At 35.3% G+C, this 17,367-nt stretch carries 16 protein-coding genes and 1 tRNA gene; 1 reads left to right on the top strand and 16 read right to left on the bottom strand.

What is annotated here, in order from left to right:
- Window positions 1-9: 9 nt before the first annotated feature.
- The 6 genes from IO90_RS12085 to lpdA all read right to left on the bottom strand — a co-directional run bounded on the left by IO90_RS12085 (window position 10) and on the right by lpdA (window position 4,637).
- Complete coding sequence (locus IO90_RS12085; protein WP_034966823.1) at window positions 10-606, bottom strand: porin family protein; 597 nt, start codon at window positions 604-606, stop codon at window positions 10-12.
- A gap of 95 nt (window positions 607-701) precedes the next feature.
- The gene (locus tag IO90_RS12080) at window positions 702-1,382 is read right to left on the bottom strand and encodes a porin family protein (protein ID WP_034966819.1); all 681 of its coding nucleotides are present in this window, start codon (window positions 1,380-1,382) and stop codon (window positions 702-704) included.
- 146 nt (window positions 1,383-1,528) lie between these two features.
- Window positions 1,529-2,575: a 3-dehydroquinate synthase gene (aroB, locus tag IO90_RS12075; protein ID WP_034966816.1), complete on the bottom strand. Its 1,047-nt coding sequence runs from the start codon at window positions 2,573-2,575 to the stop codon at window positions 1,529-1,531.
- A gap of 14 nt (window positions 2,576-2,589) precedes the next feature.
- On the bottom strand, window positions 2,590-2,829 hold the full coding sequence (locus tag IO90_RS12070; protein ID WP_034966813.1) for a type II toxin-antitoxin system RelE/ParE family toxin: 240 nt from the start codon (window positions 2,827-2,829) through the stop codon (window positions 2,590-2,592).
- 81 nt (window positions 2,830-2,910) lie between these two features.
- A complete protein-coding gene (locus IO90_RS12065) occupies window positions 2,911-3,132 on the bottom strand; it encodes a DUF2683 family protein (protein WP_034966810.1) in 222 nt (73 codons plus the stop codon).
- Window positions 3,133-3,233: 101 nt separating this feature from the next.
- Complete coding sequence (lpdA, locus tag IO90_RS12060; RefSeq protein WP_034966807.1) at window positions 3,234-4,637, bottom strand: dihydrolipoyl dehydrogenase; 1,404 nt, start codon at window positions 4,635-4,637, stop codon at window positions 3,234-3,236.
- Between the two features lie 251 nt (window positions 4,638-4,888).
- Between lpdA and IO90_RS12055 the strand changes: the two genes are divergently transcribed.
- Window positions 4,889-5,542 carry a YggS family pyridoxal phosphate-dependent enzyme gene (locus tag IO90_RS12055; protein ID WP_034966804.1) on the top strand — a complete coding sequence of 218 codons (654 nt, stop codon included), beginning with the start codon at window positions 4,889-4,891 and terminating at the stop codon, window positions 5,540-5,542.
- Between the two features lie 59 nt (window positions 5,543-5,601).
- On the opposite strand, the gene IO90_RS12050 is transcribed toward IO90_RS12055, so the two are convergent.
- The 10 genes from IO90_RS12050 to IO90_RS12005 form a co-directional block, all read right to left on the bottom strand.
- Window positions 5,602-6,696 (bottom strand): glycosyltransferase family 4 protein, encoded by a 1,095-nt coding sequence (locus tag IO90_RS12050; protein WP_034966800.1) that lies wholly within the window; start codon window positions 6,694-6,696, stop codon window positions 5,602-5,604.
- Window positions 6,696-7,484 (bottom strand): polysaccharide deacetylase family protein, encoded by a 789-nt coding sequence (locus IO90_RS12045; RefSeq protein WP_034966797.1) that lies wholly within the window; start codon window positions 7,482-7,484, stop codon window positions 6,696-6,698. Before IO90_RS12045 ends, IO90_RS12050 begins: the two co-directional genes overlap by 1 nt.
- Window positions 7,485-8,414 carry a glycosyltransferase family 2 protein gene (locus IO90_RS12040; protein ID WP_034966794.1) on the bottom strand — a complete coding sequence of 310 codons (930 nt, stop codon included), beginning with the start codon at window positions 8,412-8,414 and terminating at the stop codon, window positions 7,485-7,487. It abuts the gene before it with no gap.
- A gap of 13 nt (window positions 8,415-8,427) precedes the next feature.
- On the bottom strand, window positions 8,428-9,597 hold the full coding sequence (locus IO90_RS12035; protein WP_051878604.1) for a glycosyltransferase family 87 protein: 1,170 nt from the start codon (window positions 9,595-9,597) through the stop codon (window positions 8,428-8,430).
- Between the two features lie 93 nt (window positions 9,598-9,690).
- Window positions 9,691-10,503 (bottom strand): 2,3,4,5-tetrahydropyridine-2,6-dicarboxylate N-succinyltransferase, encoded by an 813-nt coding sequence (locus tag IO90_RS12030; protein WP_034966790.1) that lies wholly within the window; start codon window positions 10,501-10,503, stop codon window positions 9,691-9,693.
- Between the two features lie 79 nt (window positions 10,504-10,582).
- Window positions 10,583-11,122, bottom strand: coding sequence for a C40 family peptidase (locus IO90_RS12025; protein WP_034966786.1), 540 nt, complete (start codon window positions 11,120-11,122; stop codon window positions 10,583-10,585).
- Between the two features lie 159 nt (window positions 11,123-11,281).
- Window positions 11,282-11,355 (bottom strand) — tRNA-Ala (locus IO90_RS12020).
- A gap of 392 nt (window positions 11,356-11,747) precedes the next feature.
- Window positions 11,748-13,466: a hypothetical protein gene (locus tag IO90_RS18435; RefSeq protein WP_131450874.1), complete on the bottom strand. Its 1,719-nt coding sequence runs from the start codon at window positions 13,464-13,466 to the stop codon at window positions 11,748-11,750.
- Window positions 13,467-13,589: 123 nt separating this feature from the next.
- A complete protein-coding gene (locus IO90_RS12010) occupies window positions 13,590-15,314 on the bottom strand; it encodes a hypothetical protein (RefSeq protein WP_034966783.1) in 1,725 nt (574 codons plus the stop codon).
- 366 nt (window positions 15,315-15,680) lie between these two features.
- Entirely contained in the window at window positions 15,681-17,231 is a 1,551-nt protein-coding gene (locus tag IO90_RS12005) for a tetratricopeptide repeat protein (protein WP_034966780.1), read from the bottom strand.
- Window positions 17,232-17,367 lie beyond the last annotated feature (136 nt).

The following is a 17,367-nucleotide window of genomic DNA, read 5'->3' as shown; positions in this document are numbered from 1 at the left end:
ACTAAAGATTTAAAATCCGTATTGCAATCCGATTTGTAAAGCATTATTACGAAGTTGCTTGTCATCATTGCTCCAAGTCGTAGATCCTGATTTTTTAATATCAGTGAAGCCAACCAAATATCTGGCTCCAATCGTGATATTATTAATTCTAAAACCCAGTCCTACGCCTCCACTAAGATCAAAATTGTTGTAATTGGAATTGTTTCTATATTTCTTAATTGTCACAACATCATCCGTTTTGTTTCTATCACTATTTCCTATTAGAAAAGACATCTGTGGACCAGCTTCAACATAAAATTTTGGAATAAGCTCAAATTGAAACATTATCGGAACCGAAACATAATCCAGGCCTAATGTATGAGATGCTCTTCCATTTTCATATTTCACACCAACACTATTGTAAAGCACCTCTGGCTGAATGCTGAAAATACTGTTGATAGGAGCGTGCATATAAGCGCCTACATAATATCCAAGTCTGGCATTCGTGTCGTCCCAGCTTCTTTCTTTGCTGATAGTTGAAATATTGGCACCTCCTTTTACTCCAAAAGATTGTGCATAAATTAATGATGTTGCTGAAATAGCAAATAACTGAAAAACCTTCTTCATATCTATTAATTGTTTATTCTTGACAAAAATATAAATTAAGAAACGAAAAAAGACCGAATTAATCGGCCTTTTGTAATATTTAAGATTTTGTAATATTAGAATTTAAAGTAAACTCCTGCCTGGAAATTATTATTTCTGTTTTTATTTCCATCATTTTGCAATGAAGTATTTCCGTCTTCGTTATTATTTTTCTTGTTGATATCAGTGAATCCTGCTACATATCTTGCGTTGATACCGAAGTTTGGCGTGATGTCATATCCTAAACCTAAACCAGCTCCCATATTGAATCCACTGAAAGAATCCTTGATATCCTCTGATGTATTTGTATTTTGGTTTGAAGTAGAACCATTAACTTGAGTAGTATTGATATCCTTAGCTTTTGCACTTACCAAAAAACCAAACTCTGGACCAGCTTCTAAATAAAATTGTGGCGTCGCTCTAAATTGAAACATAATTGGAACTGTAATGTAATCCAAATTCAATTTTGCATCACTTCTGTAATCAACTGTATTTCCTAAAACTGTACCGGTGTATCTACTAGTAACTTTTGAACCTAACTGGCTATACATCACCTCTGGTTGGATACTGAATTGCTCAGAAATTGGTGCGTTTAAAAACAAACCACCAGCAAAACCTACTTTTGATTTAGAATCTTCGTATCCGTCATCAGAAATAGATGAAACGTTGACTCCTGCTTTAATACCGAATGTTGGACTTGTTTGAGCGAAAGCAAATGTTCCTGCTACTAAACCTAATCCTAAAAATAACTTTTTCATAATATCAAATTTTAATTTTTGTTTTACGGGAAGGATACTTCCAAATTCTTTGCCAAAAATTATTTTGATATTTGAAGTCTGTTCTAAAAAATATACAAATTATTAATTATCAATCTCTTAAAAATCATATTCATTGAATAACATCATTAATTAACCTCGATATTTTTATAGAAATCCAAGGTCAAATTGATCTGTTCAGCGTGTAATTTCTGATCATAAGTACAACTTCCTATGCCATCGATCAATGAAAAATTGATATTTCCATCCAGATTTTTCTTGTCGTTGAACATTAGATTAGTGATATCTTCATTCTTAAACTCCGAAATATCGATGTAAGGAAAAAATCGCTGGATCTTTGTAATAATGGTTGATGAATGATCAACATCAATCAGTCCAGCTAAAAATGCAAGGTGCGTTTCGCAGATCATTCCAAGCGCAACAGCTTCTCCGTGTGGAATCAAATTCCCTTTTTGAAGAAAAAGACTTTCCACCGCGTGACCAATCGTATGACCAAAGTTGAGAGTCTTACGGACATTTTCCTCTTTGAAATCCTTTGTCACCACCTCATTTTTGATTGCCATACTTCGGCTGATGAATGGCGAAAGATGTTCTGGTGAGATTTTATTTAATGAAATAAGTTCATTCCAATGATTGGCATCTGCAATCAAACCGTGTTTCAACATCTCAGCAAAACCACTTCTGAGTTCTTCAAACTTCAAAGTTTCAAGGAATTTTGGATAGAAGAAAATCCCTTCCGGCAATGCAAAAGTTCCGATGATGTTTTTTAGGAATTGATGATCGATTCCCGTTTTTCCACCAATTGATGCGTCACACATCGCAAGCAAAGTCGTAGGAATATTGATGAATTTGAATCCTCTTTTATAAGTTGAAGCCACAAAACCACCCATATCTGTCACCACTCCTCCACCGAGATTGATTAATAGCGATTTTCTATCCGCCTCCATTTCTGAGAATATTTCCCAAAGCTGGGTTGCGGTGCCGATGTTTTTATTTTCCTCACCCGCTTCGATTTCGATGATCTCGAATGGCGCGTCGGTTTCCAAGTTGGGCAATAAGATTGGCAAGCAATGGTCGTGCGTATTTTCATCCACCAAAATGAAGATCTTACTTGGCGCAAGTTGACCGATATATTCATTAAGACTACTGAAATCTTGATCAAGTTCCTTTATCATAATAACTTTTCTATTTAAATAAGTCCAACATTTTTCAGCATCTGAAGAATGACGTTTTTGGGAATATTTTCAAAATCACTTTTATCGAAGATGTGGATCAAATAGATCTCATTATCTTCTGACACAAAAAAATAAATTACTCTTGCACCACCAGATTTGCCTTTGTTTTTGCTCTCGATCGCCAGTCTGATTTTGAATAAATTATGACCTAAAGAAATTCCCGCTTCAAAATCATTTTCGAGAATCTCAATCATCTAATCAAATCTTTCTTGAGTGAAGGAAATTTTTTGTAAAGCTTTTTAAAATATTTTTTAAAATCTGGCGTTAATACAACACTATATTTCATCAAGAAATTCTCTTGCAGATTGCTTTTTCAGCTTGCCGTCTTTTATTTTTCTTACTTGAGAAAGACTTTTCGTGATCTCATCCAAATGCAACAAAGTCTCATCTGATTTTTTCATTTCAAATTTTATTTTGAATGATTTCATCAATGATTTTAACGCTTCTACTTGTTCAGCATTTTTAGGATGTGCGATAAAAATATTTTCTGACGGCATTTTTGTGATTTTGATTTAAAACAAAAATACAAAATTTTTAAACAAAAAAAGAGAAGCAAAACTGCTCCTCTTAATATATTTTAATCTTTTGAACTCTAAGATTACATATGGATTGATCGCTTTCCAGTAGCGTCCAAAGCCGCTTCTTTCACAGCTTCTGCATAAGTTGGATGCGCGTGAGAACTTCTAGCGATGTCTTCTGCACTTGCACGGAACTCCATTGCGATAACGCCTTCTGCAACCAGATCCGCAGCTCTTGCGCCGATCATATGGAAACCTAGAACCTCATCCGTTTTCTCGTCAGCAATGATTTTCACAAAACCGTCTGTGTCGCCACTTGCACGGCTTCTTCCTAACGCTCTCATTGGGAAACTTCCCACTTTGTAAGCCACGCCTTCTTCTTTCAATTGCTCCTCGGTTTTACCAACGCCAGCAACTTCCGGCCAAGTGTAAACAACACCTGGAATCAAGTTATAATTGATGTGAGGTTTTTGTCCAGCCAAGATCTCAGCAACCAAAGTTCCTTCCTCTTCCGCTTTGTGCGCCAACATTGCACCTTTGATTACATCACCAATGGCATAAATGTTAGAAACATTCGTTTGCAAATGGTCGTTGGTTTTCACTCTTCCTCTTTCGTCAAGTTCTACACCAGCTTTTTCCAATCCAAGTCCGTCTGTGTAAGGTCTTCTCCCTACAGAAACCAGAACGTAATCACTTTCGTAAGTTACCTCCTCGCCTTTCTTGTTTTTAGCCGTTACTTTCACAGAATCTCCGTTTCTCTCAACCGCAGAAACCGCTGTAGAAAGTTCGAATTTCATCCCTTGTTTTCTAAGAACTTTTTGCAATTCCTTAGACAAACTTCCGTCCATTCCTGGAATGATCTTATCCATAAACTCGACCACAGTCACTTGAGAACCTAATCTCAAATAAACAGAACCAAGTTCTAATCCGATAACACCTCCTCCAATTACTACCAAATGTTTTGGAATTTCTTTAAGATTCAAAGCTTCTGTAGAAGTGATTATTCTTTCTTTATCAAGATTGATGAAAGGTAAACTAGATGGTTTTGAACCAGTTGCGATGATTGTATATTTAGATTCGATCACTTCGGAAGAACCGTCGTTTTTGGAAACTTTGATCTGGGTTGCAGATTCGAAACTTCCAAGACCTTCAAAAACGGTGATCTTATTTTTATCCATCAAAAAGTTGATTCCCTTTGTGGTTTGATCTACCACTTCGTTTTTGCGGGCAATCATTCTTGCGATATCAGCAGTCGGCTCATTGATGATGATCCCGTGATTTGCAAAGTCGTGTTTTGCCTTTTCGAAATGCTCAGAACTATCAAGCAAAGCTTTTGAAGGAATACATCCAACGTTAAGACAAGTTCCGCCTAAGGTTGAATATTTTTCAATAATTGCTGTTTTGAAACCCAATTGGGCAGCACGGATTGCCGCAACATATCCACCAGGACCAGAACCGATAACGGTTACATCAAATTGACTCATATATTTTTGATTATTATTCGAATAAAAATTTCCTCAAATTTACGAAAATTCAGCCAAATTACAGATTGATTATTTATGAGATTTCTCAAAGAAGAAAAGTATGTGAAAATGTGAAATTAAGTTGCAAAGATTAAATCGAATTTGAAACTCATCTGTTTTTTCTTAAAATCATATAAAACCTAAGTTTATATGTGGTTTCAAATTTAAAGATTCTTATTTTTGTTAAAGTTTTAATTTAATAAACTAATCCTATGTCACTACAGTCAAATTATCAAAACATCCTTTCCCAACTTCCCGAAAATGTAAAACTGGTCACGGTTTCCAAAACCAATCCGGCTGAGAAGATCAAAGAAGTTTATGATTTGGGACAACGGGCTTTCGGAGAGAATAAAGTTCAGGAATTGTTGGAAAAGCAACCAGTTCTTCCAAATGATATTGAGTGGCATCTGATAGGACATCTTCAAACCAACAAAGTGAAATTTGTGGCCGGTTTTATCTCAATGATAGAAAGCGTTGACAGCGAAAAACTTTTGAAAGAAATAGATAAAGAAGCTCTGAAGAACAAAAGAAAAATCAATGTTTTGCTTCAAGTTAAAATAGCAAAAGAGGAGACAAAATTCGGATTGTCGGTTGATGAGGCGAAAGATATTTTCAATAAATTTCTAGGCGGAAACTATCCTAATATTGATATCAAAGGCTTGATGGGAATGGCGAGTTTTGTGGATGACGAAACGCAGATCCGTGAAGAATTTGGAATTTTGAAACATCTTTTTGATGAACTTTCCAGCCTAAAACCTTTGGAAACTTTATCTATGGGAATGAGTGGCGATTTTCCTTTGGCAATAGAATGTGGCTCAAATTCTGTGCGAGTTGGGTCGGCTATTTTTGGCGAACGGAATTACTGATTTTTTGTTATCAGTCTTCAGGCTGAGGTTCTCGAAGCCCATCTAAAATTAAATTTCCATTAAAATAAATTTTCATAAACCTTCATCATATCTTTCGCAATTACCTCATCATTGAATTTCTGGACAAACTCCAGACCTTTCTCTGCACGTCGTTTTCTCTCTGGTTCATTGTTCCAAAGAAAATTAATTTTTGACTTGATGTCAGCTACATTTTCAGGATTGATATAAACAGAATCTGGTCCGCCTGCTTCGGGAAGACAGCTCTTATTGCTCGTGATGACAACCGTTCCAGAATACAAAGCCTCGATCACGGGAATCCCGAAACCTTCGAAGAAACTTGGATAGATGAAGATTTCTGCAAGTTTGTAAAGCCCTGCCAATTCTTCCATAGAAACGCCAGTCAAAAACTGAACTTCAATTTTATTTTTCTGGATTTCTTTTTCTATTAATTTAAAATATTTCGATTTTTTACTACCAACAACAACTAAAGGAATTTTAGAATCTTTTAAAGCTTTGACAATGTTCAAAAGATTTTTCCTTGGTTCAATGGTTCCGACATTCAAAATAAATTTCTCTGGAAGTTGGAATTTTGCTTTGATCTGATTGAGAATTTCCTCAGACTGTTTTTCTTTGAAACTAGCGTGGCAACCTTGATAAACCACTTCGATTTTACTTTCCGTGACTTTAAGATAATGAATGATATCCTGCTTCGTCTGCTCAGAAATTGCAATAATTTTATCCGCCGAAACCGCTGCTTTTTTGAATTTCCAAAAATGAATTTTACGGTCAATCCAAGAATAATACTCCGGAAACCTTTCAAAGATTAAATCATGAATGGTAACAATTTTTTTAATTGGTTTTTTGTTCCATTTCAACGGTAATTCGCCGGACAATCCGTGGAAAATATCTGCACCTAAATTCTGTGCATCTATCCCCATTTTGAATTGTCGGGACAAAGTTCCTTTGGAAGTTTTGACGTGCGAAACGTTGGGAAGTTCTAAAATCGCTTTGCCTTTTTCAGAGGATTTTTTACTAATCAAAATATATTGATTCTCAGGAAAAACCTTGGAAAGTACCCTTAACAAATCTCTGGAATAATTCCCTAATCCTGATACGCTGGAAAAAATACGTTTGGCATCGTAAGCAATCTTCATTAATTCTTATTTTTTTGTGTCCAATCTTCCAAAAATTCTCTGATCGTAGAAAACTGATAATTATTTTTTTTCGCCCACTTTATAAAATCATCAAAGCGACTTTCCATTGCTTCTGCTGTATTTTTGAAAGTAAATCCAGGTAATTTATATTTTGGATTTGAAATATCCGCAAATTCCCAAGGGTGAAAATAGATGTTCAAAAATCCTGTGGAATTGATTGATAATTTGGATAGCAATTTGTAAACCGAAAGTGGAAAGTTATGAAAACTTAGCCAAAACAAAGGAATTCTGAAAATCGTAGAGACCGAAGCAGGAAACTGCAAGCTTTTCTTTTGCCAAAACGGTTGCCTGCTGACAGTGAAATTGTTATATCTTCCTGGTAAATAAGTAGGATTGATAGATGAATTATAAAAATATCCAGCATTAGAAACGGCATCTTCTGAAACTGCCATCATTCTCGGCATCCTAAGGCCAATGACTTTTGTGTCGAATAATTTTTCCAATTCTTGCTTAGAAGTGGCTAGATGTTCTTCCTTGAAATCTGAGTGAAACCACGTGTGGGAAGCCAACTCGTGACCTTCGGAAAGTAACTGCTGTACTAAATCTTTATTATTTTCAGCGAAAACTACTGTTGAAAAAAATGTGGCTTTGATGTCGTTCTCTTTCAAAATTCGTAGAATGTTCTGCAGTCCTTTTCTTGAAACAGCCAATTGCTCATCCAAAGGAATCTCTCCATTGTACTCCAAAGGCATATCAAATTCTTCGATGTCAAAACTTAGTAAAATCATTTATAAATTTTTTGAACGGATAATGTAATTCGGACGTTCTTTGACTTGTTTGAAAATTTTCCCTAAATAAATACCGAATATGCCTAAGATTATCAACTGCAAACCGCCGAAAAAGACAATCGTCATGATTAGCGATGCCCAACCGGAGATTTCTGTTCCGGAAACAAAAGATTCAATGACATAAATCCCGTAACCGACAACTGAAAGCGCTGAAAACATAAAACCCAAATATGCTGCAAGATAAAGTGGTTTTACGCTAAAAGCCGTAATTCCGGTGAAAGCAAACTTCATCATTTTTTTGATATTATAACTGCTTTCACCAGCATTTCTCGCACATGCCAAAAAATTGACCGAAGTTTGTTTGAAACCCATCCAACTCGTCAAACCTCTCAAAAACAAATCATCTTCGGTAAAATTTCTGAAAGATTGGACAACATTTGCATCCATCAATCTGAAGTCGGAACCTCCTCCTTTTTTTAAATCTACATCAGAAATACTGGAAAGAAACTTGTAGAAAACCTCCGAAGTTTTCTTTTTGAAATAAGAGATTTCTTTTGGATATTTTCGGTTTGTCAAGACAACATCATAACCTTCTTCCCATTTTTCAATCAGTTCCGGAATCAGTTCTGGCGGATGTTGCAAATCAGCATCCATAGAGATCACCGCATTCCCATCTGCAAAATCTATCCCTGCTTTTACGGCTGGCTGATGACCAAAATTGCGAGAGAATTCAAGATATTTAACGTTATCAAATTCTTGACTGAGCTGTTCCAAAATCAATTGAGAATTGTCCCGACTTCCATCATTCACGAAAATCATCTCGAAAGTATAATTCTCAAGTTTAGAAAAGACAGTCTTCATTCTTTGATAGATCAAGTAAACATTGCCTTCTTCGTTGTGAACGGGAATCACGATGGAAATCTTTTTCATCGGTTTAATTTCATTAATCTAATTTATAATCTTTCTCAAAATCCTTCGTAAGTAATTCATACATCACTCTGAACCAAATTACTATACAAGGAATTGCCTTGGTAGAATATTTTATAAAATAATCTTCTTTGATGAATTTTGGAAACAGATCCGAAAATGCAAAACAAGTGAAAATCATCACGAAAATCAATAAGCCAATGTCAATTTTTGATAATTTCTTCTGCATCAGGAACCAAATCATCACGCCTGCAATTGCTATGATGTAAGTCGGACTTTCTGAACCTGAGCTGAATAGCACAACAAACAATAATGTGGAAGCCAAAATCATCATCTGAAATGGTAGAAATTTGAACTGTTTTGTTCTGATGTATGGCAACATAAACAATATGAATCCTGGGACTAGAAATATAAGATTCGAAATATCAGCATTACCCAATATTCTTCTCACAACACCCATCAATGAATAATCCTGACGTGTTCCCAAAGCTTGGTTATCAAGATTTTTCCCAGTCAAAGAAGTGTACCAGTCGAAGTATGATTGCACACCAAATTTCGGACTTGAAATCAACATTGGTAAAACAAAAAATAAAATTGCGATTACTATTAATGAAATAATGAACTTCGCTTTATTTTTAATAAAGAAAAAAGCGGAAAGTCCCACGATTCCATAGATTTTTACAAAAACGCCAATAAGAATGGCGAATGCGGATTGGGTTTCTTTTCTTTCATAAATGTAAATCGCAGACAACATCAATAATCCTGTCAGAATAATATTAAACTGAAAATAAGTGGCCGCTGTAATGAATTCCTGAAGACACAGCCAGGCAAAAAAAGATTTTTTAGCGTTGGAAAAAGGCAACTTGTAGATTGCAAAAAGGAAAACAAGCGTGCTGGCAACATTCCACAAAACAGAACCAAAACCATCTGGCATCAATGCAAAGGGTGCAATCAACAAACTAAAAAAAACACCATAATGGTTGCTGTCAAAAAAAAGATCTGGATATTGTAAAAAAATATTTTTCTCTTGCAACGTATTATCATACACACCTTTGAAAATCAAATAGTTATTATATCCCCCAGTTCCTCTTTTGTATTTGCTATAAGCTGTGAAAGCAGCCACAATAATATAGATCACAAAGATGATACGATAATCAGAAATAAATTTTGAGAACTTCTGTTTCACTGTTTTCGTTGGTTTAGTTTAAAAAAAAATGTCATTCTAACAAGACAGATAATCTCATTAGAATGACAAATATAAGTTTAAAATCAATAGCTATTAAACCGCTACATTATTTTCTCTCAAGGCATCATTGAGAGAGGTTTTTTTGTCGGTGGATTCTTTTCTTTTTCCAATGATCAATGCACAAGGCACTTGAAATTCCCCTGCTGGAAATTTTTTGGTATAGCTTCCTGGAATCACAACGGAACGTTCTGGAACGTAACCTTTTGTCTCAATTGGCTCCGGTCCGGTAATATCAATGATTTTTGTAGACATTGTCAAACAAACATTAGCTCCTAGGACAGCTTCTTTACCTACACGAACACCTTCTACAACGATGCATCTTGAACCGATAAAGGCATCATCCTCGATAATTACTGGTGCTGCCTGCAATGGTTCTAAAACCCCACCGATTCCTACACCACCACTCAGGTGAACATTCTTACCGATCTGTGCACAGCTTCCAACTGTAGCCCAAGTATCAACCATAGTTCCGGAATCTACGTAAGCACCGATGTTAACATATGAGGGCATCAAGATCACACCGCTTGCTACGAAACTTCCGTGTCTTGCGATTGCGTGAGGAACAACCCTTACACCTTTTTCTGCATAATTTTTCTTCAAAGGAATTTTATCATGGAATTCGAATGGGCCAACTTCAATGGTTTCCATGGTTTGGATCGGGAAGTACATTACCACTCCTTTTTTCACCCATTCGTTGATTTGCCAACCGTTTTCTGTAGGCTCAGCTGTACGCAATTCACCAGCGTCTAATTTTGCTACAACTTCTCTTACTGCATTTTGATATTCTTCTTCTTTCAAAAGTTCACGGTTATCCCAAGCTTTTTCGATTTTTTCCTGTAAAGACATATTTTTATAAATGATAATTGATTAATGATAATTGATTTCCTTTTTGAGATGAAAATCGTGTTCCGCAAAAATAATAAAACTAAAGGACACTTCTTGCAAAAAGGAAGGCTTTGTTCCAATACGACTCGTTGAGTGAAGAGATGATAACGCCTTTGGATGTTGATGCGTGGATGAAGGTCACTTCACCGCTATTCATAATATCGTGAACAATTCCGACGTGTGTCACAGATGATCCGCCAGCTGTTGCAAAAAATAACAGGTCACCTGGTTTTGCTTCAGAAACATTGATGGATTTTCCTTGTTTGGCCTGGTCGGACGAGCGTCTTGGCATTTGGATTCTATTCTCATCAAAAACTTTACAAACCAATCCTGAACAATCGAAGCCGGCTTTTGTATTGCCAGCGTACTTGTAAGGCGTTCCGAGATAATTCTCAGCGTTATCTAAAATTGAAGCTCTTGTACCAGACACATTGCCCGAATAAGTTGAACTTAGTTTTTTAAGATTGCTGGATTTGTTTGTAGAAATTGGTTTTTTGTAAGAATACCTTTTTGTGGGTTTGGATGCGCCACAAGAAACTAGAAATATTGAAAATAAAATTACCAGTACAGAATTTTTCATTGAGTAGATTTTAAACAGTAATTTTTTTTCGATAGATTAATTTTGAATGTCTCACAAAAATAGGACAGTTATCCAAATTAAACAAGAGTTTGAATTAAAATTAATTCTCAGAATTAGAAAAAACAAAAATTCCCAACTGTAAAGTTAGGAATGAAATAGTGGAGAATACGGGGATCGAACCCGTCACCTTTAGACTGCCAGTCTAACGCTCTAGCCAGATGAGCTAATTCCCCTTTGGTAATGCAATGATAATGATTTTATGACTTTACCACAAATAATAGTATTAAAAACATCTTAATAAATAGATTTTAGAGTGAGATGAATAATTCTAAAGCTATTTAATTAAAGTTGCATAGAATATTCTAGAACTTCCATTCTGCAATCAATTTTATTATTTTTTCGCAAATGTTTCATTTTATTTGTTAGTAATTTGAGCAAAATCTCATCTAAATCAAATCTACCTCAATTTCTCATTCGAAGTGTCCGAGAGTTAGTGTAAGGATATAACACCAACTTCTTTTATATTTTTGAAAAAAAGATTGCAGTATATAGAATAATCATTCCCTTATACTGCAAATCTTATGAATACTACTTTACGTGTAAATACTAATTTTAGTATATAAAATTAGTATGCTGGTACAGCAAACATATAATTTTCTCTATTATTTCCTACACTAGCAGGAGGAGGAGTACCTGTGGATTCACAGGAAGTAAACCAAGTATAAATAGTTAAAGGAGCTGTAACATTGATTGGTATTACACCAGTTAGAACTGAGTTTCCTTGACCTGCAAGATCAGACGGAGATAACCATCCTGAAACATAATCACTGGCCAGATAAGTATAACCTGTAGAGGTAATATTTGTATTACTACTACTCAAAGTGATACGCATCCACATATTATTGGTAGCATTAGCACTGGATGATCGAACAAGCTGACCAATATGAATGACCCACTTACCAGGAGATAATGTTACAGAGCTACCTATTAATCTATTGCTCGCAACAGTTCTATTTGTAGTATTTATTGTTGCAAATTGAATAGGTGTGAGTGGGCTGTTTGTCCACTGAGGTGAGGTATTGGCTCCAGTAGATGTTAGTATTTGTCCTTGTGTGGCATTGGTTCCACCAATATGACCTGTATTCAGAGATCTTAAGACTCCTGTGGTAGAATCAGCTAAAACTAGTTTGTCTTGATTTGTTCCTGTTTTTAAGCTTTCTATACGAGCCGGATCATCACTAGCTGTAGGCTTTACGTGTAGTGTGGCAGTAATGGCTTCAGTAGAAGAAAGGTTTATACCAACTCTTTTGTTTTCGATTGCGCCAGTTGCAGGATAGATTCCACGAGTCATACCTTGACCGCGAATCAAGTCACCAATATTTAATTGTGCAGATTTTGTACCATCTGCCACGTTTACATTTTCTGAACCGATGACAATATTGTATCCTCCAGTAGTAATATTACCACCTGCTGATAGTCCAACTCCTATATTTGCGCCTCCTGTAGTTGTTCCGTTTAGTGCGGATAAGCCTATAGCAGTATTTGCAGAACCTGTATTTACAAGACTTAGGGATGAACCTCCAATAGCTGTATTAAGACCACCTGTTGTAACATTTCCTAAAGTTCCTACCCCAACACTCACATTGTTTCGACCAGTAGTGAGGTTAGCTTGAGAATTGTCTCCTATCGCTGTGTTATATCTTGGATCCGTAGCATTTTTAAGTACATTATTTCCTATCGCAATATTTGACCACGTAAATGCTGAAGACGCACTTGATAATGTATTCATTCCGATTGCCACATTGTTGAGACTACTGCCGGGCGTAGAAAAACTACTTCCTGTAAGCGAATTGTAACCAAAAGATGTATTATCATTTATATCCTTACCGATCCATCCGCTGTTTATATTATTTACTTTGAAACGAAGAGACACATCATCAGTCGTTCCAATAAAATTAAGATTATGGTCTGTTCCGCTATTTCCGATTAATTTCCAGTCCGCAGAACCTATTGATTCCGAATTATTCATGACCTTCTGCCATAGGCTTCCATCAAAATAATAGTATCCAACTGATACAATATTAATCCTTTGTCCCAAGCTATCACCTGAATTAATATCCGAAACATAAATCAAAGCACCTTTCTGATCCTGACCATATAGTGTATTACCTTTATTCGTGAGTTCCAGCCGGGTAAGCCTCGGAGCTTGCAATCCAGCAATATCTGTGTTTCCAGTTTTTGAATTGACATCAAAGGTTGTTTTAGGAGCATCTGTGTTGATTCCTACTTGTGCGTAAGTAAGAGCCGACAATTGCAGGGCGAATAATAATAATTTTTTTTTCATTTGTTTAGAATTTGTAACTTTTTGGTAGATCACTATTAAACACATGATCTACAAAATATATGAATTGTGTTTTTATCGCGTATGTTTTCTAATAAACAGTTGAATGATAGAATTGTAGGAGTGTTATATCTTCTGAATAGTAACATTTGTAACATTTCCACTTCCTGTTGCCCCTGCTTCTGTTGCTAAAACAGAAAAATCAGTAGTAGCAGTAGCTGTAAATCTGACTTGATAACCGCTCGATGGCACCACAATTACTGTTGTATAATTCATTAACTCACCAATATTCAAAGAATTTACACCAGCATTATAATGAGAGGCTCTTCCAATGTAATTGCTATCAGGGAAAGGTCTTATTCCCAAAACTAATTGTGTATTAGCTGGAATATTTGTAAAGGATGCTTGCAACGTGATCAAATAATTACCTGCTTCATTAAATGTCATTACACCATTACTTGTATTATAACTGTAATAAGTTGAGGTAGATAGTGGTGTAGAAAACACCAGTGGCAAAACAATACCTGAAGTTCCATTTTGACTACCGGCAAGTCTTGCATGAAATAATGTATAGGCCTTGAAATCAATGGTTTTCAAAACACCTGTTGCATCAGCTACAACTACTTTGTCAGTTCCTCCTGATCCAGTATTGCTATTGATGTCCCTTATACGCACATTCCCACTACCAATATCTAATTTCTCAGTTGGCTTTGCAGCTGCTTCTGCACCAGTAATACCAATACCCATACTGCCATTGTTTAATACGGTTACGGCATTATTTCTTGTTTCATTACCATTTCCTATCTGAAAAATTGGATCACTTGGAGCACCTAACACAATTCCGGCACCGTTAGAGGCATTTGACGGTACAGAACTTGTTATGATACCATTATTTTGACCCAGAACCAATTCACCAGGAGATGCTGCAATATTACTCACACCAAATACTGCACTTATTGTACCTAATGTTCGATTTTCTTGTCCAAACGCAGTCGAACCTGTTCCATCAACTCTATTGGCATAACCAAATGACTGAGAAAAATTTGCTGTAACAGTATTGCTTTGACCAAAAGCTGTAGCACTGGATCCTGAAACATTATTACCTACACCTGAAACATGGGAATTGCTTCCGCTGATGGTATTGCTCTGACCAAAAGCAGCAGAACCATACCCTCCGGCTCCGATGAGCACTTTATTGGATTGCCCAAAAGCCATTGCATATTCCTGCGTAACCAAATTTGCAAACCCAATAGCACCCGAGACAAATTGTGTCACCTGATTTTCTAAACCAAAAGCCATTGCACTCTCTCCAGATACCGTATTGTTTTCTCCAAAAGCAGCTGAGTTAACGCCTACAGTACCCGTATGAAGCTGTCCTGCTCTTACTGCACCATCTACATCAAGATTTGCACCTGATAATACAGCATTTTTTCCAACAGCTACACTGCCGGATTGGTAAATATCCTGAATATTGTCAGTAGCGGGTGTTGTACTGCCCTGAACATTCCACGGTTCTATTTGGGCTGCAGAGGCAGGTGAAAATTTCACCCAAACGCTTCCATCAAAATAATAATAACCGGCTGTTGTGACATTAATTGTTTTTGGGCTTATCGGTGCTGCTGCAGCTGTGGCATAAATAAGTGTCCCTATCTGATCAGCATTATATATGTCGTCTTTAGCTTTTAATTCATTTCCTGTTAATCTAGGTGCAATAATACCGTCTACTACGGTAGGGTCTGCCGCAGTTGCAACCACATCAAATGTAGCTTTGGGCGTATCTGTATTGATACCTACTTGCCCATAACCAAGAACTGACCATGGCAGAGCGACTAATAATAAATTTTTCTTCATTTGTGTTTTTTTGTTATGTTATTATTTAAAGATTTTCTAAGGATCAAATGCCGAGATGGTATTCCCCATTACAGAGAATACGCTCAGCAAAAAAATATATGGATTTGTGTTTTTCATTTGGTTGTTAATTTTGAACTTCTAGAGTAAGAATGATAGATTTAAAATCACCCTCTGAATATTCTAATACAAAGAAATGAAGTAGTTTAAAAAACATAAAAAAAAGACATACCTATTGTATACCTATATACATTCAAATAAATGACAATCAAATCGTTAAATTTAAAAATAATGAATTTTAAGGAAAACAATTTTTCACTGAAACACCAATGATTAAATTATAAAAATCAGAAAAAAGGAAGGGTGAAATTACGAAGTAACTGTTTCTTTCATCCATACATAAATATCTTTATCTGATGGAATAAGTAATTTTTTACGGATATGATTTTTCCGGTTCTGAACTGTTTTAACCGACGTAAAAGTGTAGGTAGCTATTTCTTTTGTTGAAAAATTCAGGAAAATGTAAGCACAAAAAGTTAATTCACTTGACTGAAGTTTTGACTCTACATTCAGAAGCTGAGGTGTAAAAAAAGGATATATCTCCTGAAAGCGTGCAAAAAAACTTGAACTATTCGTTTTTGCAAGCTGAAGAATTTCATCGAAAGAATCATTTATCTTTTTCTCGAGTTGGACTTTTTCTAAATCTTTTTCTAATAATTTCTGCTTTTTCAGTTGCAGTCTAAAATGGAGTTCTTTTTGTCTTTTTCTATACCTGGCAATCATTAAAATTGATACTAAGCTTACCAAAATTATGACTATAACTCCAACTAAAAAATACTTCTCTCTCACTTTTTTCTGTTTCGATATATTTTCTCGTTGCTTTGAGTTAAGATAATCTGAAGAAACAATAATTCCTTCTGTTCTTGTTCCAACCAAACTATCTTTCAAAGGGATATACTTTTCCGAGTAATATGAAGCTTCATTGAGATTACCCATTGCACGATAATTTTCCGCCATTAATTTATACACATCTATCAGGTCCTCCTTTACTGCCTTTTCTTTGATTTGCTTCAATGCCTTTTCACAATATTCTAGAGAGAGATTGTATTTTTTATCCGAATATAAGATTTGAGCCCTTTGGCGATTAAAAATGAACATATAAGGAGAATTAATATGTTGCCCAAGTGCAAGTACTTTATCGTTATAATAATAAGCAGAATCCAAATCTTTGGAAAAATATTGCTTATAGTCTGCCAAATTCCTATAGACAGAGAGAACGTTACGCTGGAAATTCTTAGGAATATTCAGGGTGTTATAAAGATTTCTGGACTTGATAACGCTTGCAGCTTTTCGCATATAATAGTACGCCAGATCATTATCAACAAATTCGTAGCAAGAAGCAATGCCAATATAAGCTCTTATTAATTTTTCTTTTTTAATATCCGAATTCGAAAAAGCTTTATCAATTAATTCCGGTAATTTTTTGAATTCGAGAGCTGCCTGCCGTTTGAAATCATACTTCAAATAGTTCAATCCTGTGATCTCAATTAATAAATACTGGTATTCTGGATTCTTTGAAAGGTCATTTTCATATTTTGACTCAATCATATCAAGATGATTAAAACATCCCTTATAATCACCCAAGCTATTTAGCGTACTGGCAATCTTGAAGTCAGTCCTAATCATACCATCTCTGTCATGGATTTGAATAGACAATTTATTTGCCTTTTTATAAAGTTCTAAACTTTTCTCGAACAATAAAATACCTGAAAGATAATCACCCTTTTTCGTAATAGAATTAATGTAATTTTTGGATATTGGCACCTGTGCATATGTAAAAATAGGGGATAAAAGTGCCACAAGTAAATATAATAAGAAAACAAATTTCAAAATGTTTAATATCAGTTTAAGTTTCATCATTTTTTGTGTGAGTGTATGTGAGAATAATTTTAAAAACAAAATAGTGAATTTTTAAATTATATTCAAAACAAACTAAAAAAAAATCAAAAAAAAAGACACACCAATTTTAATACAAATTATTAACAATCAAATATTT

It is taken from the genome of Chryseobacterium sp. FH1, from assembly GCF_000735135.1.
Classification (GTDB): domain Bacteria; phylum Bacteroidota; class Bacteroidia; order Flavobacteriales; family Weeksellaceae; genus Epilithonimonas.
Note: the sequence above shows the minus strand (reverse complement) of the source record. Positions and strands in the feature narration are given on the sequence as shown.

Bases quoted from the DNA above. Each gene is read 5' to 3' on its own strand.
- IO90_RS12085 (WP_034966823.1), bottom strand. From the start codon at position 606: ATGAAGAAGGTTTTTCAGTTATTTGCTATTTCAGCAACATCATTAATT.
- IO90_RS12080 (WP_034966819.1), bottom strand. From the start codon at position 1,382: ATGAAAAAGTTATTTTTAGGATTAGGTTTAGTAGCAGGAACATTTGCT.
- aroB (WP_034966816.1), bottom strand. From the start codon at position 2,575: ATGATAAAGGAACTTGATCAAGATTTCAGTAGTCTTAATGAATATATC.
- IO90_RS12070 (WP_034966813.1), bottom strand. From the start codon at position 2,829: ATGATTGAGATTCTCGAAAATGATTTTGAAGCGGGAATTTCTTTAGGT.
- IO90_RS12065 (WP_034966810.1), bottom strand. From the start codon at position 3,132: ATGCCGTCAGAAAATATTTTTATCGCACATCCTAAAAATGCTGAACAA.
- lpdA (WP_034966807.1), bottom strand. From the start codon at position 4,637: ATGAGTCAATTTGATGTAACCGTTATCGGTTCTGGTCCTGGTGGATAT.
- IO90_RS12055 (WP_034966804.1), top strand. From the start codon at position 4,889: ATGTCACTACAGTCAAATTATCAAAACATCCTTTCCCAACTTCCCGAA.
- IO90_RS12050 (WP_034966800.1), bottom strand. From the start codon at position 6,696: ATGAAGATTGCTTACGATGCCAAACGTATTTTTTCCAGCGTATCAGGA.
- IO90_RS12045 (WP_034966797.1), bottom strand. From the start codon at position 7,484: ATGATTTTACTAAGTTTTGACATCGAAGAATTTGATATGCCTTTGGAG.
- IO90_RS12040 (WP_034966794.1), bottom strand. From the start codon at position 8,414: ATGAAAAAGATTTCCATCGTGATTCCCGTTCACAACGAAGAAGGCAAT.
- IO90_RS12030 (WP_034966790.1), bottom strand. From the start codon at position 10,503: ATGTCTTTACAGGAAAAAATCGAAAAAGCTTGGGATAACCGTGAACTT.
- IO90_RS12025 (WP_034966786.1), bottom strand. From the start codon at position 11,122: ATGAAAAATTCTGTACTGGTAATTTTATTTTCAATATTTCTAGTTTCT.
- IO90_RS18435 (WP_131450874.1), bottom strand. From the start codon at position 13,466: ATGAAAAAAAAATTATTATTATTCGCCCTGCAATTGTCGGCTCTTACT.
- IO90_RS12010 (WP_034966783.1), bottom strand. From the start codon at position 15,314: ATGAAGAAAAATTTATTATTAGTCGCTCTGCCATGGTCAGTTCTTGGT.
- IO90_RS12005 (WP_034966780.1), bottom strand. From the start codon at position 17,231: ATGATGAAACTTAAACTGATATTAAACATTTTGAAATTTGTTTTCTTA.